A 24,037-nucleotide genomic window follows, 5' to 3' on the forward strand; every position below is an offset into this window, starting at 1 on the left:
TATTATTAAATAAACAAGCTGACAATCAATTTAATTGCCATAAGTGATAACAAGATTTTAAGTGCAAGCATAAACTTTTTACCATCAATTTTATCTCTTAGTTTTGTACCAGTCCAGCTTCCAGCAACTGCTCCAATTATCATACCAGTTAATACTCCAATATAATCAAAAAATACAAAACCAAAAATCATAAATGCAAATACTTTTAACATATGAGTAATACTCATAAGTGCTGCAGCAGTTGCGACTACTGTATGTTTGTCATTATAATCTTTTACTAAAAGCGTTGTTGCAAGTGGTCCAGTTGCACCAACAACAATTGAAAAACCACTTTGGAAAAAACCTATTACAATATAATTTTCAAACCTTTTAATCTTTTCATTAAATTTTTGACTCCATAAAGATAACAATATATATATACCAATAAATAAAGGAACATATTCTAAAGAGATAAAATATAAAATCGTTGCAAAAAAAGAAACTCCTAAAAGAGAACCTAATAAAAACTTTGGAATAACTTCTACTTTTACATCTTTATATCCAAACACTGCTCGAGAAAAGTTACTTGACATTTGAGTTAGTCCATGCACTGGAACCAAAGCATTAATTGGTAAGAAAGATGGAAGTATTGCAATAAGAATCATACCTCCTCCAAGACCAACTACGCCCGCAATTGTCGATGTAAAAAATGTAATAATTCCTAATAATATTTCGTCTGGCATATCTTCACTTCTTTCAAAATTTTTTCCTAAAATATCAAAATATACCTTATCATCCCAAATTGATATGAACATATGATTTTATATTAAGTGTAGTATAATCTATTTTTTTAAAGGAATTATCTTGGACATTTACCAGTTTATAGGTTTTGTAGGTATGCTTTTTATAGTATATGCATATCTATTATTACAAATTAAAAAATATACTATAACTTCATTTCCTTATCAAGTTTTAAACCTAGTTGGTGCAATATTACTTCTTATATCATTATTTGTACATTTTAACTTAGGTTCATTTATTATTGAAGTATTTTGGATAATTATTACACTATATGGAATGTATAAAAATTTAAAGGAAAAGAAAAATGAGAAACTTACTTAGTATTTTATTTATTATATCTATAATTTTTATAACTATCACAAATGCATATGATACACAAAAAGGGAAGATTGATATGCATGGAGGAAAAGGTGATGCACTAAGATCTGGAAATGCTTTTGATGTAGCAGTTGGATTAGGAGCTGTTTTAAATAAAAAAGGTTCAGATAAAATAAAAGATGATAAAAAATTCATTCCTCTTGAAGAAAAAGAAACTATCCAAAAAATAGACCATATCAACAAATAACAATAAGAAAACAAATTAATTTTTTAAAAGCCTTGACACTTTAAATTTAATTTGTTACAATTTCAACAGACCAACTAGTTGGTTTTAATTAATAGAAATTTAAAGGATTAAAAATGTCAAGATTACTAGATGAAATTAAAAATTATCAAGAAGGCTTTAGAAAAAAAGTCCCTGTAGAAGTTCAAGAAGTGATGTTACAGGCAACTAAAAAATTAGAAAATACAAGAATTAGCAAGAATTCTCTAAAAATTGGAGATGTAGCAAAAGATTTTAAGTTGCCAAATGCATTAAACAATGATGTTTCACTCTATGATACACTTGAAGAAAACGAATTTGTAGTTGTTAATTTTTATAGAGGATTATGGTGTCCATATTGTAATTTAGAATTAAAAGCTTTACAAAATATAAATGAAGAACTAAATAACCTTGGAGCGAAACTTATTGCTGTTTCACCACAAACACCAGATGCAAGTTTAAGTACAAAAGAAAAAAATGAATTAGCCTTTGAAGTTTTAAGTGACTCATATAATAAAGTAGCAAAAGAGTACGGACTTGTATTTTCATTAGATGAAGAATTAAGACCTATTTATGCAAGTTTTGGAATTGATATTGTTGGACTAAACCAAGAAGAAAGCTTTGAACTACCAATGCCAGCAACTTATGTAATAAATAAAAAGAAAGAAATCATATTTTCATTTATAGATGAAGATTATACTAAAAGATGTGAACCACAAGAAATATTAGATATTATTAGAAAAAACTCTTAATAGGAATATATTATGAGACCTACCCTTGCCTTTGATGTTTATGGAACATTGATTGATACAAATGCAGTTGTAACTCTTTTAGAAAAATATATAAAAGATAAAGCACAGCTTTTTTCACAAACATGGAGAGATAAGCAATTAGAATACTCTTTTAGGCGTGGTCTTATGGAAAACTATGTAAGTTTTGCAGTTTGTACAGCTCAAGCTTTGGATTATACCTGTGATTTTTACAAAATATCTCTTACTAATGAGCAAAAAAATGAGTTATTATCAATTTATAAAGTACTTCCTGCATTTGATGAAGTTCAAGAGTCATTATCAAAATTAAAGGCAGAAGGGTTTCCTCTTTATGCATTTTCAAATGGAAAAGCAGATGCTGTAGAAATGCTTTTAACTCAAGCAGGGATAAGAAATTTATTTTTAGGAGTTGTTAGTGTAGATGATATTGAAACTTTCAAACCCTCTCCTGATGTATACGCTCATTTTTTACAAAGTGCTAAGGCTAAAGCAAATGAATCTTGGTTGATATCAGGTAATCCATTTGATGTAACAGGTTCAATTTCTGCTGGTATGAATGCAGCATGGATACAACGTTCAAGTGATACAGTTTTCGATCCTTGGGAAATCAAACCAACAATGAAGGTAAATTCTTTATTAGAATTTACGAAAAAAATAAATACTATATGAAATAAATTAATATTTGATATAATACGAAAAAATTCTTAAGAGAGTTATATGAGTACAGTTAAAGAAAGATTAATAGAAGCAACATTTCATGAAGTGTTTACAACAGGATATAGTGCTGCTTCTTTATCAAACATTTTAAATCGTGCAGAAGTTAAAAAAGGTGCAATGTACCACTATTTTCCATCAAAAAAAGATATGGTTTTAGCAATGATTGATGAAAAACTAGAACAAAGAGTTGAAAAAAGATGGAAGCCTGTAATTGATGCAGATGGAAATCTTATTGATGTTCTAATCTCTATTATTCAAGATACGAAAGGTTTTAATTTAACAGAAGGTTGCCCTTTAGGTAATCTTCTTCAAGAATCTTTAGATCAAGATGAAGATTTTGCAAATATATTAAATTCTATTTTAGATAAATGGAAAGAGATTTTTACTAAGACTTTACAAAAAGCAAAAGAAAAAAATCAAATTAATAAAAATATAAACATAGTACAATGTGCAACTTTTTTAATTGCTTCAATTGAAGGAGCAATTTTACTTTCAAAAAAATCAAATGATAACAAAGATTTTGAAGATTGTATGATTCAATTAACAAACTACTTAAACTCTCTTAGAAAATAAAAGGTATTTAATGAACACTTATAAATTTATATCATGGAACGTAAATGGAATTAGGGCTGTTGATAAAAAAGAAGCTCTAAAATGGATAGATGAAGATAAAGTTGACTTACTAGGAATTCAAGAAACAAAATCAATGAAATCACAAATTCCTGACTCTATTTTTGAAAAAGAATATAAAACACTTTTTGCTTCAGAATCTGCGATAAAAGGAAGAAGTGGAACTGCCCTATTTACTGATATTGAAACTACCTTTGAATGTAATTGTCCAACTGTAGATATTTTAGATGAGGGGAGAATCAATGAGGTTCACTTTACATTAGCAGATAAAGATATAGCTTTCTTCAATGTATATTTTCCAAATGGACAATCAAAAGAAGAAAGACTAGTTTATAAAATGGAATTTTATGATAGATTCTTAGAACATTGTGAAAATCTGAAAAAAGAAGGAAAATCTATTATTGTTTGTGGAGATGTTAACACAGCTCACAAAGAGATAGATCTTGCACGTCCAAAAGCAAATGAAAAAACATCAGGTTTTCTTCCTATGGAAAGAGAATGGATAAGTAAATTCTTAGATCATGGATATGTTGATACACTAAGACATGTACATGGTGATATTAAAGATAAATATAGCTGGTGGTCTTACAGAGCAAATGCAAGAGCAAATAACGTTGGCTGGAGAATTGACTATTTTTATGTAAGTGAAGACTTAAAAGACTATATTAAAGATGCTTATATCTTAGATGATATTTTGGGAAGTGATCACTGTCCTATTGCTTTAGAAATAAAAATTTAAGAATAAAGTATTTACTTTATTCTTATTTGAAATTCACTCTATTTTTACCTTGTTCTTTTGATTTATACATTGCTTCATCAGCTCTTGATAAAAGCTTAGCAATAGAATCTTCTTCCATATAAGTTGATACTCCAAAACTCGCTGTTTTATGCCCTGCTTTATTGAAATTATGGTTTTCAATTTTAAATCTTAAGTTTTCTGCTACTTTTATTGCTTCTTCTTTTTTAGTCTTAGAACAGATTATTATAAACTCTTCTCCTCCCCATCTTCCCACTTGATCAGTATCTCTTGTAAATGTAGTTAGAATATTTCCTAAATCCACAAGAAACTTATCTCCAATCAAATGGCCTTTTGTATCATTTATCTTTTTAAAATCATCAATATCTAATAGAATAATTGAAAAATCATCTTTGTATCTTTTAAAAAAGTTTTCATTCGTTTTTAAAAGTTCATCTATCTCTTTTCTATTGTAAAGTTTTGTCAAGTAATCAGTAGAAGAAAGAATAGTTAACTCTTTCTTTTCATCTTCCAATTCATTTGTATAATTTAACTTTTTTATTATCGAATAAGATAAAAAAAGTAAACATAAAAAAATAGCTAAATCACTTGGATATTCTGTCCATGGAACAATATGATATGCAACTAAAAATGAGTAAATCCAATAAATAGATATAATTAAAAAACTTGAAGTAATAAGTTTAACTTCATTATTTCCTTTTATAAAAAAATAAATCATAAATATAGTCAAAATAGGAAGTGTTCCAAAATAATAAAGCATATCAAAATATTCATAAGTAGCAGGTATCTCATAAAAACCAAGTATAGAACCACTAAAAGCACCAAAAATATACAATAAATGAACTTGCCATATTCTCTTGATAAGATTTAATGGTACTTTAATATCAATAGTTTTATCCATAAATAATGCCATACCTACAGGAAAATAAAAAAATGATGCTGCTAAAATATATTGATTTAATAAAGGGAAAAATAGATACATCTGTATCACTTTGACTGAACATAATATATTAAGTCCTTGAGTTAAAAAAAGAGAACCTAAGATAAATAATTCTACTCTTATAAATTTTGATAAAAAAGATAGCAAAAATATCACAGCAACAAAAATTGATATAGAACTAACCATGATCTTAGAAATATCATTATCTAAAAATTCTTTTATTATTTGACCTTTTGAGGCTATTGATATTTCACCAAAGAATCCTATATCAAGATAATTTGAATAAATTCTAAAATAAAGATACTCTCCCATACTATCAGAAGGAATAGAAAACATATGCCATGGCCATCCTGCAAATTTACCTTTCCCTTCTTTATCTAGTTTTCCAAAACTATAAATCAATTTATTTTTATAATAAACTTCAGGAATAATATCCATACTAAATATATATAGATGGGGATTTAAGGGAAGAGTTTCAGGAATTTTTACTCTATACCAAACATTTGTTTGAGCACCTCTATTTGGAGGATTAGTAGGATAAGATATTGTCTTCCAAGAGGAAGTATCAGCTTCGTTTTTTGTCCAAAGAGGAATATCATGCTCAAAAGGCGAGTCACCCCATCTATATTCCCACTTCAATTCTGCTACATCAATTACTTTTAATTCATTTGCATAAGAGTTAAAAACAGAAGATAATATTAAAAAAAACAATAATAACTTTTTCATTCCTACTTCTTTAAACATTTTATTTTAAATAGTCTTTATTAAATCATAATTTATTATAAAAATTAATAAATAATATCTATGATAGTTATAAAGAAGTAAAAACATATAGTAATTATAACTCTTTTCTTAACTATTGATTAATTTTATCAAATAATAAAAATATTTTATTTATATTAATTTCTATTTAATAAAAATTATCCTATGATTTTACTTATCTTTTATAAGGAGAGAGAAATGAAAATTGTTAGAAATTTAACAATCAGTGCACTTAGTGCAAGTTTAATGTTTGCAAGTAGTCCTCTAATGACGAAAGCTAAAGATATGGGGTTAATTGCTATTCCAGAAAGTAAGGCTGTACTTTCGCAGATGATAGATGATAAATCTAATCCTATTACAGATTCAAAAGTTGAGTTAGGTAAAAAATTATATTTTGACCCTAGACTTTCACGTAGTGGAATTATTTCATGTAACACTTGTCATAATTTAGGATTAGGTGGAGCAGATGGAATTGGTGCAGCTATTGGACATAAATGGACTGCAAATCCACATCACTTAAATTCACCTACTGTTTACAACTCAGTATTTTTTAAAGCTCAATTTTGGGATGGAAGAAGTCCTCACTTAGCAGACCAAGCTCAAGGTCCTATTCAAGCTGGTCCAGAAATGGCAGCTCCTCCATCACTTGTGGAAAAAAGAATCAATTCTATTCCAGAATATATTGAAGAATTTAAAAATGCTTATGGAGATGATGTAAAAATAGATTTTGAAAAAATCACTTCAACTATCTCAGTTTTTGAAAGAACTCTTATAACACCATCTAGATTTGATGATTTCTTAAATGGAAAAAAGATGGCTCTATCAAAAGAAGAGAAAAAAGGGCTTGAGACTTTTATATCAAAAGGGTGTACTACTTGTCATACAGGAATTGCACTAGGTGGTACTATGCAACCGTTTGAAGTAGCAGCAAAATATACTTTTGCAAAAGTTGGTGATTTCAAAGGAGATAAAAATGGTATGGTAAAAACTCCAACTCTTAGAAATATCACTGAAACAGCTCCATATTTTCATAACGGTGCAATATGGTCTTTAGCACAAGCAGTTAAAGAGATGGGGTCTGTACAACTAGGAATTAAGATATCTGATAAAGAAGCAAATGAAATTGTATCATTCTTAAAAGCTTTAAAAGGTAGAAAACCTCAAATCACATATCCTCAACTTCCAGAGTCTACAAATAAGACTCCAAAACCAACATTTGACTAAGAAAATATCTTTAGGGTAACTCCCTAAAGGTATTATATTTATATATATATTAAAGAAAAAAGTCATATTTTATTGACATTATTAATAAAAAGTAGTACTATTCTATAATTATTACTTAAAAGGAGACATAATATGTCAAAAAAAGAAGAAAAAAAATTAAAAGCTAAAAAAGTTGCAAAGAAAGTTGCTAAAAAACCTACAAAGAAAAAAGTTGCAAAAAAAGCAGCTAAGAAAGTAGAAAAGAAAAAAATTGCTAAAAAAGCAGCAAAAAAGAAAGTTGCTAAAAAAGTAACTAAGAAAAAAACTGCAAAAAAAGCACCAAAGAAAAAAACTACTAAAAAAGTTACAAAAAAAGTAGAAAAAAAACCTACTAAGAAAAAAACTACAAAAAAAGTAGTAAAAACAAAAAAAGTAGCTAAAAAATCTGCTAAGAAAAAAGCAAAAAAATAAGCTTTTAAAAGCCTCTTAAAAAAAAGGTACGATAAATCGTACCTTTTAAAGAAAATTAATTTCCTGTTCTCATAAATTCTATCATCTCTTTAGCATCCATGTGTTCTAAACCAAAATTCTTAAGATTAAATCCAGATTCTAGATAATCAGTCTCTTTCATTATATTCGATAGTATTGTCATTGCATCAATTGTAGGAGTTTTTACATCTAAAACATTCGCAAAACTAATTGCAGCACTACAACCAACAGGAACATCTTCTGTAATATATCTAGAATCAGTAGTAAATCTAGTTCCTTTTGGAACAGGTAACCAAGTAGTTTGGTCTAAAGGTTCTGAAAAAGGTTGTCTAAAATCCTCTCCAAACATAATTTGTCCAATAAGTCCCATTCTTGATTGTAAAACATCTGCTTCAACAGGCATAATATCTACACCAAAAGCTTTTGCGATATTTACTTGCTCTTCATAAAAAGAGTACTGAATTCTTCCAACACTAGGAGATACCCCATGAGCATAGATATCATAAACAGCTTCATCTGAACCAATATTTGGTATCATCCCCCAGTTTTCAATTGTTCCTACATTTAAAACTACTGCTGGAACATGAAGTAAAACATTTACATTTGAAAGTCCAATATCTAAAACTGTATCACCTTTGATTAAATTAGAAGTTGCATCAAGAGCAGGTATTTCTTTTACAATATCCATATATGAATCAAAATCACTTGAAGGCAAAGTATCAACTCTAATTTCATTTTCACGGTACATTACATTAACAACATCTGTTTGTGTTTCTAAATTATTAAAATCAGTTAATCTAGCACCATAAACAAGCGATGAGTAACCAGCTATAATAACCTTTGTCTCTAAACCTTTTTCTTTCATTATTCTTCTTAAAATAAGACTCCCATAGTTATCAGGAAAAATACTTATAGTTTGACCATCTTCAAGTAAAGGTGCTAACTCATCAAAAATTTCTTCAAAGCCTTGAGCTTGAACTGATATTAAAATATGATTTGATCCTAAAACTGCTTCTTTCATATCATAAGTAACCATATCTAAAACAACTGTACCATTTCTAGTAAAGTTTTCATGATTTTTTTCAATTCCTTCAAACCTAATTCTTCGTGAATCTACAATACCTTTTACTTTGTTATTAAATCTTGTAAATTCATACATTCTAACTTCTGCTCCACCAAGTTTACAGTCAGCAGCTAACGCATGTGCCCCATTTCCAGCACCTATAACAGTGATAATTGACATCTAATCACCCTCCTTAAAATAAAAAATATTAATTTTATAAAGACTAATAATTTTATAAAATTTATTTAACAAATAGTTTTTTCCAAAAATATTTGTCCGTTATATTGAACATTTGTTCGTGATAGTATAATACAAAAACTTTTATTTTGTCAATAGTAAAGATATATTTATGAAGGAGTATTGAAATATAGAAGCTTTACAAGCACCATTTCTACCTTCTTTTATAAAATTTAGAATTTAAAAAAATTCGTTTTAAAGGATATTTGTTCGCTTTTCTTGATTTCAAATATTTAATGATGTATACTACGCAAGCAAAAATATTAATAGATTATATAAAATAATAAAAAGGTAAAATAAATGAATGATTTTTCTGCATTAGGAGAAAAACTAAAAAATACTAGAAATAAAATGGGATTAAGTCTTAGTGATGTTGCTTCAAGAACAGGAGTTAGTAAAACAATGCTAAGTCAAATAGAACGTTCTGAATCTATCCCTACACTTGCAACTGTTTGGAAAATTGCAAATGGACTAAAAATAAAATTTGAAACACTATTAGATTATACAAATAAACTTTATGATGTAAAAAATATTGAAACAATGACTCCATTAAGAGACAATGACGACCGATTTTTAATATACTGCATTTCACCATTTTCACCTATTAGTGGTTTTGAATGTTTTTATGGAATTATTAAACCAGGTGCGCACTATCCAGCAGTTGACCATAGAAATAGTATAAAAGAGCATTTAACAATTTTCCAAGGTGAACTAGAACTAGTTGTTGGCTCAAACTCCTATCAATTAAAAGCTGGGAGTACTATAGAATTTGATCCAAGGGAAGACCATACTTACATAAATAATGGCGAAATTGATACACTAGCTCACTTCATAGTATCATATGAGTAAAGTTATATAATTAAATATATGACTTTTCCTTTATAACGGAATTTTTAATAAAATTACATTTTTTATACACTTTAATTACCTTAAAAATACCTTATTTTTCTCTTATTCTTAATTTATAATAAATTTTTCATTTTACTCTTGACAGTTTATTTTCATTATGTTATGCTTCTCTTTAGTAAAAAAATAGTTCTGCTACTTTTGCTGCACACAATGTCCGTTATAACGTATATATATACTTTATAAAAGACGTTCTTTATAAAGAACAAAAGTAATGTTAGTACTATTTATTTTATAAATAAACGGTATTTACCGTTAAATAAAAAATCTTTATGAAAATAAAGAAAAGGAGTAATTATGGGGAAAAGTCCTTTTGTAAAAGTTATGGAAGCTGAAATGATACCAGCTTTAGGTTGTACTGAACCAGTACTATATGCATTAGGTGGCGCAGTTGCTAGAAAACATGCACCTGGAGAAATTAAAAGTATTGAGATCATAGGTTCTGGATTAGTAACTATTGGGGTACAGTCTGTTGGTATTCCAAATACTGGTGGAAAAACTGGTGGATATTTATCAACTGTACTTGGAGTATTAGCTGGTGATGCTGATTTAGATATGGAAGTACTAAATAAAGTAACTCCAAAAGATGTTGAGGATGCAGAGGCATTAATTGCAAAACTTCAATCAGAAGGTAGTCTCAAAATTGATATGGTTACACCTGCACCATCTATTTACTTAAAAACTGTACTTAAAACTGATAAACATACAGCAATTGTAAGTATGTGGAGTGAACACAATGGTGTTAAATATATTGAAGTTGATGGCGAAGTTATTATGGGTAACAAAGAAGAAGAGGAAAATGCATTTAAAGCTGAACTTGAAGGTCATAATGTAGATTCTTCATTTTTATCAATTGAAAGTATCTATGACTTCTGTGATACTGCTGACATTAGTGAATTAACTATGGCTAAAGAAGCTATCAAACTAACAAAAGTTATCTGTAAAGATGGTTTAGACAATAAATTTGGTCTTCAAACTGGTCGTATTATTCAAGAAAATATCGATAAAGGAATAATTGCAGATGATGAAATTGCACATATTCTTAAATGGACAGTTGCAGGCTTAGATGCAAGAATGGGAGGAAGTGATGTTCCAGCTATGAGTAACACAGGAAGTGGAAATCAAGGTATGGTATGTTCTATGCCTCCAATCGCTTGTGGAGACTTCCTTAAAAAAGATGAAGAGGCAGTTTTAAGAGCAGTAGCTTTTTCTAACCTTGTGAATATTTATTTAGATTACAAATCAAACGAATATGCTCACCTTTCTCCTATGTGTTATTGTGCAGGTGTTGCACCAGCAGCTGGTGTTAGTGGAGTTGCATATTTACACGGTCATAATAAAGAACAAATCTCTGACATGGTTAGAACTACACTTGGTAACTTTGCAGGTGCGATTTGTGATGGTGCAAAACCAAGTTGTGCATATAGAGCACACACAGGAATTTATGGAGCACTAATGGCTATGCTTATGGCAGAAAAAGGTATCGCATCTACAGATGTTGAAGGAATTGTAAATAAAACAGTAGAAGGTACAATTGATAATATCTATAAACTTCAAAAAAATTGTATGTCTGATACTGATGAGTTTGTATGTGATGTTAAGAAAAGGCAAGGTACGCTTTGCTAGAGATTAGCTAAGCCAACGATTATAAAGTTTTTAAACCATACTTAGGATCCAAAGATTTGGCGAAAACACTTTATATCACGTAACTTCTTCAAGATAAAGAATACGGAGGAAAAAATGAATAATTCGTCTATTAATATCAAGTTAATAATAATCACAGCGGGAACACTATGTTCATATTTAATTGGAGCTGGTTTTTCTACGGGACAGGAACTTTTACAGTTTTATAGTTCTTATGGACTAAGTGGATATATTGGTTTAGCTTTAGGAGCACTATTTTTTCTTTACTGTGCAAATGCAGTATATACTGCAAGTAAAACCGAAACTTTCAATAATCCATATGAAGGATATCATTACTTTGCAGGTAAAGTTATAGGTACTTTTTATGAATGGTATAACACAATAATTTTCTATGCAATTTACGTAATTATGGTTGCTGGAGCTGGGGCTGCAACAGAGCAATACTTTGGGGTAAATCCAACCTTTGGAGGAATTGCAGTTGCAATATTGATGATGGTTACTGTACTAATGGGATTAGATAAACTAATGAATATCTTAGGGTTTATTGGTCCCGTTATGATTATATTTGCAATTTCAATTGGACTTGTATCAATTTTCTCAAATGTAGGAGCTATAGCGCATATTCAAGAACATGTACATCTAATAGAAGATAGTCAGCCATATTCACACTTTATTACAAGTGGTATAGCCTATATGGGTCTTTGTTTTATTATGTCAGTTCCTTTAATGATAGCAACAGGAAGTAAACTATCTAGTATAAAAGAAGCCAAAATTGCTAGTGTAGTTGGAGTTCTTGCCTATTGTGCAGCTGCTGCTATGATTGTAGCTGCAGAACACATCTATATTCAACAAGTAGCAGGTTTCCAAGTACCAACTCTTAAAATTGCCGAACAATTCTCTCCTATATTTGGTATGGCTTTTGCAGTTATTATTGTAATTGGTCTTTATACTACTGGAGCTGGTTTACTATGGAGTAGTGTTAGAAAGTTTGCAAAAGATAGAACAAGAAAATCTTATGCAATCACAGTAGTATTATCAGTTATTGGGGTATTTTTTGGTGGAGTTTTACCATTTAATGAACTAATTGGTCTTATCTTACCACCAGCAGGTTTTGTTGGTGCTGTTTTTGCTATCTTTATTGTTTACAAACAATTTTTTTCTAAAGAAGTTGTTAATGAGCAAAATGTAGAAACTACCTAAAAAATCGAAGGTCTGAAAAAATATCCTTTTTACAGACCTTCTTATATATATTTCAATCTTTTAAAAACCTCTCAAAAAACTTGGTCTTAGTAAAGAGTCATCTTCTAAGGCCATATTTAAAACACTTAATAACTCATCTTTGTCTTTTGGTAATGTACCTTTTAACGGAAGTGCATTTGAAGCATGGTTTGATCGGAATATTATTGATTTCTTAGGATTTATTAAAGATATAAATCGTCTTTGTTCATCTAACATCTCTTCATCTGAACAAAAAATAAACTCTTGATTTTTCTTTTCAAATCTTTGAAAAAAATTATCCTCTTTTGTATCACTAAGTCCTAACTGCAATGTGGATAAGTAATTGATATGTTTACACTCATTTACTATCTTTGCACTATCTTCTATATGTTGTTTAGTTAAGTTTTTTCCACCAAGGCCAAGGATTACAGTTACAGATGTTTTCATATTCGCATCACTTGCTTTATCTAAGCCTTCTACAATTTTTAATGGATGCATTGGTTTATTTATATATTTTAATAATTCATGATTACCACTTTCCATACCATAATAAACCAAGCTCAAACCATGTTTTCGTAAAATTTTCAAATCATCAAGTGACTTTTCTAATAAATTATATGGACTTGCATAAGATGAGACTCTTTGAAGTTTTGGAAAGCACTCTTTTAAATAGTTTAATACCTTTACTAAAAAATCAGTATCACAAGCTAAAGCATCTCCATCAGCTAAAAACACTCTTCTCGTATCATCATAAATAGATAAAGTTTTTATATCATCAAAAATATCTTCTAAGGCTCGTACTTTAAATTTTTTAGTTTCATACATAGAGCAGAAGCTACACTTATTGAAACTACAACCAAGTGCAACTTGTATAATTATTGAGTTAGCTTCTGCTGGTGGCCTAAAAACAGGTTGATGATAATCAATCATGACAATCGCAATTTTTCATCTTATCCATCAAATATTTTTGAGAAGTTTTTACTGATAAATACCTAACAATAAGTAAAAATATAATCACTCCAGAAATAATTAGGATATTATAATTTAGACTACTTGCAAATAAAGCTTCTACAGAATCTATCTTCTCAGTATTTATTTTTACCACATTGACTATTAGTTCCCTTAAAGCAAGTATTATAAAAGCATCTACAAGGAGTGATAAAATAACTCTTTGCTCTCTTATGTAATTTACTACAGCTCTTACAATTTCTAAAAAAATTATAAAGTAAAGCATATAGATAATAAATTCCATTAACATATCTAACATTAATGCAATTACAAAAAGAAAAGAAGCTAAGCCTAACTCTATATAAAACTTATCTTTAAAAAATCTAATAATTCTTCTCATAGGACTCCCTATACAATACTTGCTTTTATATTTAACCAAGAAGTTGGTATTTGACTCATAGATATATCTTTTTGAGCCATGAAAATAATTGTTGCAATCATTCCTCTTGCACTTGAATCACCACCTGCTTTTGCATTACAAATTAACATATCTTTTAAATTATTATATTTACAAAGAAGATGAATAACACCCTCAAATCCACCACTAATATCACAAGCTGGACCAAATTCTCTTATAACTTGGAAAGTGTCGTCTGTTTTTGATGCAACTCCACTATAAATATATGACTGGATTTTTGTATCAAAATTATCTTTTAAAGATAATATTGATTCTTCAATTCCTTTTCCATCAAGTACTTCTAAGAGTAATGATGCAAAAAACTTAGAAGCTGTAATAGCTTCATTTGAATTATGAGTTGAAGTAACAAATTTATTCACATTTTCTAAAAACTCTTCTTTTGAATTTGAAACTAAAAGTAAAGGTGCAATTCTACCAATAATAGATAAATCAGTAGATGCAGAACCAGTAGGAGTAACTTTATTTTCAATATTTTCTAAAGTTTCCCTTGTAGAACCATCAATATATCCATTGTAAACCTCTATTTTTGTTTTCCAAAACTCTATATATTCATTTACATCAAAAGTATCTTTACCTTCTAAAAATTGGTATAACCATAAAGTTTGGTCACCATAGTGAGTAAACTCACCTGCAACCTTACCTTTATGCCAAACTACTTTTGCATCATTTAAATTATTCCAATCAATATCCAATGTTTGTAATTGCTTTTCATCATATATCCAGTGAGCTCCCAATGAATACGCGTCTGCAACTAGTGAACTTAATACTAAATCTTTTACTTTTTTTTCATCAAACATACAAACCCCTTTATTTATCTGCTGGTTTTTCTATCTCATAACCAAACTCAATTTCTTTACTCTCATTTGGTTTTAATTCAAAATCAAAATAAATCTTACCATTTTTATCTAATTTTGTCTCTTTTGTTTTTCCAATAAGTTTAACTTTTATATCTTCATGCTTTGAAATAGGTAATCTTTCAATCAAAGTTAATTTTTGAACTTTCTTATGATTGTTAGTAACTTTATACTTCCAAACCTTTTGAGTTTTTAAAGTATTCATACTAAAGAAAGGTTCTTCTTTCATATCTTTTACTAACTCTTTTTTTATATCTATAAATCTATTTGTACCAAAAAAGATTGAACTTTTTTTATCTTTTTTAATCTCATTTATATTACTTCTTCCAATATATGTACCATCAAGATACAGTTTTGAATTTAAAATACCATACAATTTTTTACTCTTAAATTCTACTTTGAAAAAAGCTTGTGATTGTGAATATCCATCTATTTCTAAACTATCATTTGCTTTATAATTATCTTTTGAAAAAACAACCTCTGTTTTTTTACCACTTGGTAAATTTATATTTGAAGCTTTAAAAAATGATTTCGTTGTACTTTCAATATACGCAAAAGTAGGCCTAGGAGCTGATGTTTTTGCTCGAACCATATTTTTTGATATCATACTATCCATCATAACCTCAGCTTCTTGGGCATAAGCCACTTTTCTTGGTTTATATATATCTAAGTATTGTGGTCTAAAAATATTTGGTTTTAATTGATGTACAAAATTGTATGTATAAAAATTTATATCAATATTTTTAAAGTCAACACCTGTTGATTGAGTAATAAAAGATGAGTTTTTAATACCTATGCTTTTTTTACTTGAATCATAATTTATATCATAAAAACCATTTCTTGAAATATTATAAATTGGATATGAAATTGTTACTTCATTTCCTTTTTTACAAGTAATATCATAATCAAGTTTTGTGAACTTAGTGTTTACTCTTTTTTTAACTAATTTATTTAAAGACTCATTATCTTTTTTTAACTCTTTTTCAATATTATAAATTTTATTATGACTATCTAAAATCTCTTTTTTTAAGAATTTTGAAGTTACTTCTAAATTCTTTGCATTTGAAATATTAGTAATAGAAGTTCTTTCTAAATATGCAATATTACTTTTCAATGACTTAATAGTATTTGTTTTATTTGAAATAGTATCTTTTAAAGTCTCTATGTCTTTACTCAAACTATCATTTGAAAAAGCGACATAGTCTATATTTGAATTTAAAACTTGACAACCATCCTCTAATTTAAATCTAACATCTTCAAGTCTTACTTGACCAAGTAAATCTGCACTTGTTTTATTTAAAGAAATTTCTTGATTTACAAAAGTTCTATTTGTAAAAATATCTATGCTATTTATATTTGTATTTGCGAATCCATATACAGAAACAATAGCTAACAATGCAATCTTTTTACCTATATTTATCATAATTTTATCTCCAGTTTTTATAATTTGTAAATGAAGGAAATTGAGTTTTAAACTCTTCCTCATCAAAAGAAAATGCAAATGAATCCATGTAAGCATTTAATAAATCATAAGCTTCTTGAAGTTCTTGAAACTTTTCATGACTACCCTCTGGCATATCAGGATGATACTTTTTAGACAATGCTAAATACTTCTTTTTTAAATCTTTTTTTGAAGTTTTTATAAGTATTCCAAATAAGTCTACTGCCTTCTCAAACTCTTCATAATCCATCTAATTTTCCCTAAGATAATATTTTTATAAATAATCGTATATAATCTGTGAATTAATAATACTTTATATTTATTAATATATTATTAAAAAAAAACTTAGGAGAAAAAAATGGTACATACTTTATATTATGTTTATGACCCAATGTGTGCTTGGTGTTATGCATTTGCTCCAACTTTTGAAAAAGTAAAAGAGAGTTTGCCCTCAAATATCAAGATTATATATGTTCCGGGAGGTTTAGCTCCACATACAAGTGAACCAATGCCACAAATAATGAGAGAAAAGATAGAATCAATCTGGTATGAAATAGAAAAAGTTGTAGGAACAAAATTCAATCATGATTTTTGGACAAAATGTACACCAAAACGTTCAACTTATTTAGCTTGTCAAGCAACACTTGCAGCAAAAATACAAAATAGTGAAGAAGCTATGATAAAAGCTATTCAAGAAGCTTATTATCTAAGAGCTATGAACCCTAGCCAAGAAGAGACAATGATTCAACTAGCTCAAGAGCTAGGCCTTGATATGGAACTTTTTAAGAATAGTCTAACATCAGAAGAGACTATTAAAAACTTTACAGAAATGATGAATTTAAGAAGAAAACTTGCTCTTAATAGTTTTCCATCTTTAGCAATAAAATATAAAAAAGAGATTTATCCAATAAATATAAAATATAATGGACCAAAGACTATTTTAGACCAAATAGAAAATATTACACAAAACGTTTATTTTTAAAAAATAAAAACTTTATTTATAGGTATAGAGTTATTACAAACTCTGCACCTTTGTACTCTACATCTTCATAAGTATAGTTTACATTACGAACAATTAGTTTTCCATGCATTCTTTCAATTATTTGTTTACTCATATATAGTCCAATACCTGTACCACCCTCTTCTTCTTTAGTAGTAAAATATGCTTCAAAAACTTTTTCCAATATCTCTTCTGGTATTCCACCAGCGTTATCTCTTATTTTTATCTTAACTTGATTTGATTTTTCTTTAGTTTTTATAAAAAGAAGCCTTCTTTCTTTTTTATCTTTTTTAACCAACTCTTCTTTGGCATTTTTTAATATATTTATCAAAGTTTGCAATAGTTCATTTTCTAAGCCATATATTTCTACACTTTTTATATCTTCTATTATCTCTATATTATTGTTTTTAAACTGTGAACTTATAAGTTTAAAAGTTTTTGAAAACGCTTCTTCTAAATTAAAAGTTATATGTTTTTTATTTGGATTAAAAAAATTTCTAAAATCATCGATTGTAGTGGATAAGTTTTTCACAGAATCATCAATAGCTACTGTTGCATCATCAAACTCTTGTTCAGTAAAATTATCAAACTCTTTACTAAATTTCAACATACCATTTGAAGCACTAATTACACTTAAAGGTTGTTTCCATTGATGGGCAATATTTCCAATCATCTCTCCCATAGTTGCCATTTTTGATTGTTGAATAAGTAGTTTTTCTTTTTCAATAGCTTTTTGCATCTCTTTTTCTATATCTGCTCTATATTTTTTAAACCTATTTGCAATAATCTTTGAAATATAAAATGAAATGATAATAAAAATAAGAGTAATAACAAGTACTGTTACAATAATTTTATTAAAAGCTTTTTTCTTTCTTTGCTCTAAAAAAGCTTTTCTCTCATCTAACTTTTTATTTAAATTTTCTAAATAAAAGCCTGAACCAATAACCCAATTCCAATCCTCAAATAACTTTATATATGAAATCTTATTATTACTATTTAATTCTTTATCTGGATTAACAGTAGCATCATAAGTCATAAACCCACTCTTAGACTCTTTTGCAAAATCAATTACGTCTTTAACTATATATCGACCATTTTTATCTTTTACATCCATTCTATTTATTCCTACTAAGGAATCATTTAAGTGGGCTAAACTATTTCCCTTTGTATCATAAACAAAAATATATGAATTATTTCCATATCTAATACTTTTGATTCTTTCTAATAACTCTTTTTTTAATTTAATTTCAAAGTCTTTTATATATTCACCTGTTCCTATTGCAATATTAAAAGGTTCAAAATATTTGTAAAAACTAATCTTCATATATGCTGCATTATCATCTTTTTCTCTATACCAAAAATAGGTATCATATGATTCAGTTTTATTTTTAATAACATCAATAAACTTTTTAGCAAACCTATTTCCATTTATATCCGTAAACTCTGAAAAATTTTTACCTTCAAGTTCCTTGTTTAAAGGTTGTAATAAATTTGTTCCATTTTCATCACTAATAAAGAAATAACCTCTTCCTTCATTATAAATTATTCCACCCAATGCTATTTTTATAATCTGAAAAATATCTTCTTTTGAATGAAGATGTTCAACATACTTCATCTCATTGTTATATATATTTGTAGCTATTTGGTGAGCTTCATAAACTCGTTCTTTTAATTTTATACGTAGTAGTTCTTCTGCTTTCTCTTTTTCACTTTTTATTAAATTATAAACTCTCTCTATTTCATTTTTTACTCTTTTTTTATTATTATCTAAATAGCTATTTTCTATAAGTTGGACTTCATGCAAAAAACTTTTACGTTTTTCATTTAAAAAAATTTGTGTGATTAAAAAAGATAGGATAATAACAAAAAATATTGGTCCAAACTTTATTATATTAAGAATGGTATTTTCATTTTTTAGAATACTCATAATAAATCTTTCAGAACAAATAATTTTCTAATTTGTTATTATTAAAGCTATTTTATATAAAAATAATGTACATATAATGTAAGTATACTATAAACTTTTGATTAATAAAAATATTTATAAGAATTGTACTGTTTTAAGAGAAAATAAAAGTTAAAAAACTTGAAGAATTAATTGTTTAAAAGAGGAAGAATACTCTTCCTCTTTTGTTGATATTATTTCATTAATGGATCTGTTAATCCTAATGTATACATACCAATTAAACCTAAGATACCAGCAATTAAACAATAATAAATTGTAGGGATTACTGTTCTTCTTAATGTTTCACCCTCTTGGTCTAATAAACCAACAGTAGCTGATGCCGCAACAACATTATGAATTGCAATCATGTTACCAGCTGCTGCTCCAACTGCTTGAAGTGCAACCATAAATGCAGTAGAAATTGTAAGTGCATCTGCAACACCATACTGGAATTGAGATAACATCATATTTGAAACTGTGTTAGATCCAGCAATAAATGCACCAAGTGCACCAACCATTGGAGCAAATAATGGATAAATTTCACCAACTGATGTAGCAACAAAGTTTGCCATAGCAACAGGCATAGAATCAAATCCAGCTTCATTAACTCCTGAGTTAATAAGGATTCTTACTAATGGAATAGTAAAGATAAGTACAAAACCAGCACCTAACATAACTTTTGAAGATTCAGAAATAGCTTCTTTCATCTCTTTAAATTCCATTCTATGTAGGAAGTAAGTAATAATTACAACAAATGCTAAGATACCACCTGGTAAGTAAAGTGGCGTAATAGAATATCCTAAACCTTCACCTAAAATATCTTTAAATGGAATAACCCAAGACTTAACAAATGCCTTAGCTTCGTCAGATACTCTTGTTAATACTAAAATAACAGCAACTAATACATAAGGTATCCATGCTTTTGTTAAAGACATTGGAACTTTTGCACTCATTGCATCTAATTTTAATTCAAATTTTGATACCCAATGTACTGGCCATTCTTCTTTTGGAGCAAAATCCCAAGTATTTTTAGGAATTAAGAAACCTTTTTTTGCTGCTAATGTAACAATTGGAAGACCAACTAATGCACCAATAAGTGATGGGAACTCTGCACCTAAATAAATACCTGTTAAAGCATAAGGGATAGTAAATGCTAAACCACCAAAAATAGCAAATGGTAAGATTGATAAACCTTCAGTCCAAGATTTATTTTTACCAAAGAATCTAGTCATCATCATAATCATAAATAGAGGAATAAGTGTTCCCGTAATTGCATGAACAACTGCTACTTCAGATGTAATGATTTGTAAATATACATCCCAACTAGAACCAATTGATTGTAAAGTTGCTGCGATACCTTCAGAGTCTAAACCTTTATTTACACCAATTAAGATTGGTGTACCAACAGCACCAAATGATACAGGAGTTGATTGAATCATCATACCAATCATAACTGCTGCCATAGCTGGGAAACCAATTGCTACCATAAGTGGAGCTGCAATAGCTGCAGGCGTACCAAATCCAGATGCACCTTCAATAAATGAACCAAATAACCATGCAATAATAATAACCTGAACTCTTCTATCAGGACTTACATTGTTAAACCCTTCTCTAATAACTTTTATAGCACCAGAGTGTTTAAGCGTATTTAACAGTAATATTGCACCAAAAATAATCCATAATACTGCCACAGTGATTAATAGACCTTGAAAAGTTGAGGCTAAAACTCTATTAAAAGTTACCTCCCAAACGTATAATGCCACTAAACTTGTTACGATATAAACAACGGGCATCGCTTTTTTAGCTGGTAATCTAAAACCAACTAGAAGTACAGCTGCAACTAAGATTGGTAGTGCAGCAAAAAATGCTTGTGTACCTACTTCCATAATATTCTCCTTCTTTCGATGTTGTAATGATAAAAAAAAGAAATGATATTCGCATGATAAAAGTAGCATTAGCATAGCGTTTTTATCATATGACCAAAATTTACTCACAAAAGCTACACAATAAAAGCTTATAATTTAAGATAAAATATTATAATATCAAACTAAAATTTTAAGGCTTTATAAAATATGGGAAGAGAATTGTCATTTATTATTAGTAGTTTAATCAAATGGGGTATATTTTTTGGAATACTCTATCTAATCTTTACTAATTTTGGAACATTTTTAATTATATTATTTGTAATCATAGCTATCATTTATTATGTTATTAGTCAATTTAAGAAAAAGCTTAAACAAGGTAATCCAAACGGATTTAAGTTTACTTTCAATGGGCAAGATTTTGGACAAGCAGGCCAAGGAACACATGGGAATTTTAACTTTAATGATTTTGAACAACAATTTAGACAAGGCAATTTCCAACATGGTGCTGCAAATTTTGGAGAAGTAAGTAAAGCAAAGGAATTTTTTGGATTTACAAGTGATCCAACAAAAGATGAAATCAAGAAAAAATATAAAGAACTTGCAAGAAAATATCATCCAGATATAAATGACCACGGGGATGAACTAATGCAACAATTAAATCATTATAAAGATGTTTTACTACAAGCTTATCCTAACTAGGAATAGCTTTTATGTTTTTAAAAAAATTAAAAATATTTTTTATTATAGTTGTTATATTAGGAACTTTATTTCTAGTTTATAGTTGGTATAAGAATTACCAATTTAAAAATAATCCTCTAAATCAAAATATTGTAGAAAAGATTAATAAAAAACACAAAGAATTAGAAATTCTCACATATCAAAAGTTCAATATAAAAAGAAAAATTCCTGTAACAGTTTCAGATAAAATGCCATCAAAACTTTATGGCGCAGCAACTTTCTCAAAGAGTGGCCAAATTCAAATATTTCTAAATAAAAAATATTTTCAAGAGAGTCTTGAATATATGATTGATGATGTCCTTCCCCATGAATATGCTCATGCTTTAATGTTTGTAAAGGGTAATACAACAAATCAAAAAGGTGGACATACAAAAGAGTGGCAAAATATTTGTAAATCTTTAAATGGTCTTAGATGTGATAGATTTGTCAACATTGATGATATAATCATTGGAAAAACAAACTTTTTTTAAACTAAAAAAAAGCTAACTTAAATGCAAAGACAGCAAAAATAACAGCAAATACTTTTTGAACAAGTTCTAACTTTTCTTTTGAATTAAATAATTTATTTTTCATACTACTTGCAAAAATAGCGTACATCACAAATACAATAAAAGTCATTAACATAAATATCAAACTTAAAACTAAGATATCCAAAATCAAAGAGTTTGTATTTAAAGATATAAATTGAGGTAAAAAAGATAAAAAGAAGATAGATAACTTAGGGTTTAAAAGATTTATCATAATTGCTTTTAATACTATTTCATAGCTATTTGATGATATATTTTTATTTTCTATTTTTAATATCCCTTTATCAGAAAAAAGTAAAAAGGAAAGATAAATCAAATATGATATTCCTAAATACTTTACTATATTAAAAAAAATACTATCTAAACTAAATAATGCTAAAAGAGAAAACATTGAAATAATCAAATGAGGTAATATTCCAATAGTACAGCCTAAAGCTGCCATAATACTTTCATGTTTACTTTTAAAAAGTGCAATACTAATCGTAAAAACTACTCCTGTTCCTGGTATAAGTACTATGATTAAAGAAGTGATTAGAAAGTCTAAAGTTATCATCTATTTTCCTATATTTTTTAATAGTATAAAATAAATAGATTTCTTTGTATTGTAAAAAGTTGTTATTTATAAAATGATGGATTTAATCCCGTGTAAGCTTTAAAATATTTTATCATATGACTTTGATCATAAAAACCACACTCCAATGCAATAAAACTCAAAGGTAAACCTTTTAAAATTAGCTCTTTTACTTTTTTAACTCTTTGCTGAAGAATATATTCTTTTGGAGTAAGTCCAAGCTCTTCTTTAAAAACTCGAATAAAGTAATACAAGCTAAGATTTGCAAGCTCGCTAAGAGAAGAAACGGTAAGTTCTGAAGATAAGTTATCATTTATATATTCGAGTGATTTTTTAATAACCTCTTTACTTTTATATAATTTTTCTATAGGAATAAAACTATCCGCATGTTTTTTTATAAACTGTGTAACAACACTTAAAAACATCTCTTCTTTTTCTATTGTAAAAGAGTATTCATCAAACATAATAGTATGAAGTTCTTCTATTCTTTTAGCTAAATCCTCATCTTCAATAACTCCATCTTTAAAAAAAGGAATATCATTTTTTTTACCACTAATACTAGAACTAAGTTCCCTCATAAGTTTTGTATCAACATAAAACATTTTATAAGCCCAGCCATCTTTTGTAAAACCATCATGAACTTCACCAGGATTACATAGATTTATTACACCTTTATTCGCTGATACTTTTTCACCTCTATAGTTAAAATCTAATTTCCCTGATTGAATCACACCAAAACAGAACTCTTCATGGAAGTGTTTATTAAAACTATGATTTGTAAAAGAGGCTTCAAGTAGTTGAATACTACCTATATTTTTAAGTTTTAGTATTTTAGATTTCTGCATAATTATAAGTATACTAAAAATTAAATTTTTTATATTGTAAAAATTTGCTATATTTATAAAGTTAAAAAATATTTTATAAGGATAAAGAATGTTGTACAAAATTTTATTAATTTTTTCACTTCTTCTAAC

The 24,037-nt window shown here is 28.0% G+C and carries 26 protein-coding genes; 14 read left to right on the forward strand and 12 right to left on the reverse strand.

Going from position 1 to position 24,037, the window contains the following annotated elements; translation table 11 throughout:
- Positions 1-5: 5 nt before the first annotated feature.
- Positions 6-794, reverse strand: coding sequence for a sulfite exporter TauE/SafE family protein (locus tag BT997_RS11270; RefSeq protein WP_258239479.1), 789 nt, complete (start codon positions 792-794; stop codon positions 6-8).
- Positions 795-843: 49 nt separating this feature from the next.
- Here BT997_RS11270 and BT997_RS11275 point away from each other — a divergent pair, with 49 nt between their 5' ends.
- The 6 genes from BT997_RS11275 to BT997_RS11300 all read left to right on the forward strand — a co-directional run bounded on the left by BT997_RS11275 (position 844) and on the right by BT997_RS11300 (position 4,216).
- Positions 844-1,101, forward strand: coding sequence for a hypothetical protein (locus BT997_RS11275; RefSeq protein WP_072682006.1), 258 nt, complete (start codon positions 844-846; stop codon positions 1,099-1,101).
- Positions 1,085-1,345, forward strand: coding sequence for a hypothetical protein (locus BT997_RS11280; RefSeq protein ID WP_072682007.1), 261 nt, complete (start codon positions 1,085-1,087; stop codon positions 1,343-1,345). The genes BT997_RS11275 and BT997_RS11280 overlap by 17 nt, the downstream gene beginning before the upstream one ends.
- Positions 1,346-1,458: 113 nt before the next feature.
- Positions 1,459-2,112 carry a peroxiredoxin-like family protein gene (locus BT997_RS11285; RefSeq protein ID WP_072682008.1) on the forward strand — a complete coding sequence of 218 codons (654 nt, stop codon included), beginning with the start codon at positions 1,459-1,461 and terminating at the stop codon, positions 2,110-2,112.
- Between the two features lie 12 nt (positions 2,113-2,124).
- The gene (locus BT997_RS11290; RefSeq protein ID WP_072682009.1) at positions 2,125-2,799 is read left to right on the forward strand and encodes a haloacid dehalogenase type II; all 675 of its coding nucleotides are present in this window, start codon (positions 2,125-2,127) and stop codon (positions 2,797-2,799) included.
- A 48-nt stretch (positions 2,800-2,847) separates the two neighbouring features.
- Positions 2,848-3,420, forward strand: coding sequence for a TetR/AcrR family transcriptional regulator (locus BT997_RS11295; protein WP_072682010.1), 573 nt, complete (start codon positions 2,848-2,850; stop codon positions 3,418-3,420).
- A gap of 10 nt (positions 3,421-3,430) precedes the next feature.
- Complete coding sequence (locus BT997_RS11300; RefSeq protein WP_072682011.1) at positions 3,431-4,216, forward strand: exodeoxyribonuclease III; 786 nt, start codon at positions 3,431-3,433, stop codon at positions 4,214-4,216.
- Positions 4,217-4,238: 22 nt separating this feature from the next.
- On the opposite strand, the gene BT997_RS11305 is transcribed toward BT997_RS11300, so the two are convergent.
- Positions 4,239-5,900 carry a GGDEF domain-containing protein gene (locus BT997_RS11305; RefSeq protein ID WP_072682012.1) on the reverse strand — a complete coding sequence of 554 codons (1,662 nt, stop codon included), beginning with the start codon at positions 5,898-5,900 and terminating at the stop codon, positions 4,239-4,241.
- Positions 5,901-6,134: 234 nt separating this feature from the next.
- Between BT997_RS11305 and BT997_RS11310 the strand changes: the two genes are divergently transcribed.
- Together BT997_RS11310 and BT997_RS15370 are read left to right on the forward strand one after the other, a co-directional pair.
- Positions 6,135-7,160 carry a cytochrome-c peroxidase gene (locus tag BT997_RS11310; protein ID WP_072682013.1) on the forward strand — a complete coding sequence of 342 codons (1,026 nt, stop codon included), beginning with the start codon at positions 6,135-6,137 and terminating at the stop codon, positions 7,158-7,160.
- 132 nt (positions 7,161-7,292) lie between these two features.
- Positions 7,293-7,610 carry a hypothetical protein gene (locus BT997_RS15370; protein WP_258239480.1) on the forward strand — a complete coding sequence of 106 codons (318 nt, stop codon included), beginning with the start codon at positions 7,293-7,295 and terminating at the stop codon, positions 7,608-7,610.
- 55 nt (positions 7,611-7,665) lie between these two features.
- On the opposite strand, the gene BT997_RS11320 is transcribed toward BT997_RS15370, so the two are convergent.
- Positions 7,666-8,871, reverse strand: a complete 1,206-nt coding sequence (locus BT997_RS11320; protein WP_072682014.1) for an NAD/NADP-dependent octopine/nopaline dehydrogenase family protein — start codon at positions 8,869-8,871, stop codon at positions 7,666-7,668.
- 357 nt (positions 8,872-9,228) lie between these two features.
- Between BT997_RS11320 and BT997_RS11325 the strand changes: the two genes are divergently transcribed.
- The 3 genes from BT997_RS11325 to BT997_RS11335 all read left to right on the forward strand — a co-directional run bounded on the left by BT997_RS11325 (position 9,229) and on the right by BT997_RS11335 (position 12,678).
- Positions 9,229-9,777, forward strand: a complete 549-nt coding sequence (locus BT997_RS11325) for a helix-turn-helix domain-containing protein (protein ID WP_072682015.1) — start codon at positions 9,229-9,231, stop codon at positions 9,775-9,777.
- A 354-nt stretch (positions 9,778-10,131) separates the two neighbouring features.
- Positions 10,132-11,460, forward strand: a complete 1,329-nt coding sequence (locus BT997_RS11330; RefSeq protein WP_072682016.1) for a serine dehydratase subunit alpha family protein — start codon at positions 10,132-10,134, stop codon at positions 11,458-11,460.
- Positions 11,461-11,574: 114 nt separating this feature from the next.
- Positions 11,575-12,678 carry a hypothetical protein gene (locus BT997_RS11335; RefSeq protein WP_072682017.1) on the forward strand — a complete coding sequence of 368 codons (1,104 nt, stop codon included), beginning with the start codon at positions 11,575-11,577 and terminating at the stop codon, positions 12,676-12,678.
- Between the two features lie 60 nt (positions 12,679-12,738).
- On the opposite strand, the gene BT997_RS11340 is transcribed toward BT997_RS11335, so the two are convergent.
- From BT997_RS11340 to BT997_RS11360, 5 genes are read right to left on the reverse strand one after another with little or no spacing between them, the layout of a single operon-like run.
- Positions 12,739-13,626 (reverse strand): radical SAM protein, encoded by an 888-nt coding sequence (locus tag BT997_RS11340; protein ID WP_072682018.1) that lies wholly within the window; start codon positions 13,624-13,626, stop codon positions 12,739-12,741.
- Positions 13,619-14,044: a phosphate-starvation-inducible PsiE family protein gene (locus BT997_RS11345; protein WP_072682019.1), complete on the reverse strand. Its 426-nt coding sequence runs from the start codon at positions 14,042-14,044 to the stop codon at positions 13,619-13,621. Before BT997_RS11345 ends, BT997_RS11340 begins: the two co-directional genes overlap by 8 nt.
- An 8-nt stretch (positions 14,045-14,052) precedes the next feature.
- Entirely contained in the window at positions 14,053-14,919 is an 867-nt protein-coding gene (locus BT997_RS11350) for an ADP-ribosylglycohydrolase family protein (RefSeq protein ID WP_072682020.1), read from the reverse strand.
- A 10-nt stretch (positions 14,920-14,929) separates the two neighbouring features.
- Positions 14,930-16,399: a DUF4139 domain-containing protein gene (locus BT997_RS11355; protein WP_072682021.1), complete on the reverse strand. Its 1,470-nt coding sequence runs from the start codon at positions 16,397-16,399 to the stop codon at positions 14,930-14,932.
- Between the two features lie 4 nt (positions 16,400-16,403).
- Positions 16,404-16,667, reverse strand: a complete 264-nt coding sequence (locus tag BT997_RS11360; RefSeq protein ID WP_072682022.1) for a DnaJ domain-containing protein — start codon at positions 16,665-16,667, stop codon at positions 16,404-16,406.
- A 108-nt stretch (positions 16,668-16,775) separates the two neighbouring features.
- Here BT997_RS11360 and BT997_RS11365 point away from each other — a divergent pair, with 108 nt between their 5' ends.
- Complete coding sequence (locus BT997_RS11365; protein WP_072682023.1) at positions 16,776-17,399, forward strand: DsbA family protein; 624 nt, start codon at positions 16,776-16,778, stop codon at positions 17,397-17,399.
- Between the two features lie 16 nt (positions 17,400-17,415).
- Here BT997_RS11365 and BT997_RS11370 read toward each other — a convergent pair whose 3' ends face one another.
- Both BT997_RS11370 and BT997_RS11375 read right to left on the reverse strand, forming a co-directional pair.
- Positions 17,416-19,344 carry a cache domain-containing protein gene (locus tag BT997_RS11370; protein ID WP_072682024.1) on the reverse strand — a complete coding sequence of 643 codons (1,929 nt, stop codon included), beginning with the start codon at positions 19,342-19,344 and terminating at the stop codon, positions 17,416-17,418.
- Between the two features lie 212 nt (positions 19,345-19,556).
- A complete protein-coding gene (locus BT997_RS11375; protein ID WP_072682025.1) occupies positions 19,557-21,248 on the reverse strand; it encodes an L-lactate permease in 1,692 nt (563 codons plus the stop codon).
- 186 nt (positions 21,249-21,434) lie between these two features.
- On the opposite strand from BT997_RS11375, the gene BT997_RS11380 reads away from it, so the two are divergent.
- Both BT997_RS11380 and BT997_RS11385 read left to right on the forward strand, forming a co-directional pair.
- Entirely contained in the window at positions 21,435-21,926 is a 492-nt protein-coding gene (locus BT997_RS11380) for a J domain-containing protein (RefSeq protein ID WP_072682026.1), read from the forward strand.
- A gap of 11 nt (positions 21,927-21,937) precedes the next feature.
- On the forward strand, positions 21,938-22,435 hold the full coding sequence (locus BT997_RS11385) for a SprT-like domain-containing protein (RefSeq protein WP_072682027.1): 498 nt from the start codon (positions 21,938-21,940) through the stop codon (positions 22,433-22,435).
- Position 22,436: 1 nt separating this feature from the next.
- Here BT997_RS11385 and BT997_RS11390 read toward each other — a convergent pair whose 3' ends face one another.
- The gene (locus BT997_RS11390) at positions 22,437-23,045 is read right to left on the reverse strand and encodes a LysE family translocator (RefSeq protein WP_072682028.1); all 609 of its coding nucleotides are present in this window, start codon (positions 23,043-23,045) and stop codon (positions 22,437-22,439) included.
- Between the two features lie 62 nt (positions 23,046-23,107).
- Positions 23,108-23,908, reverse strand: a complete 801-nt coding sequence (locus BT997_RS11395) for an AraC family transcriptional regulator (RefSeq protein WP_072682090.1) — start codon at positions 23,906-23,908, stop codon at positions 23,108-23,110.
- Between the last annotated feature and the right edge of the window lie 129 nt (positions 23,909-24,037).

Origin of the sequence: Arcobacter sp. LA11 (assembly GCF_001895145.1) — a bacterium.
Lineage (GTDB): Bacteria > Campylobacterota > Campylobacteria > Campylobacterales > Arcobacteraceae > Halarcobacter.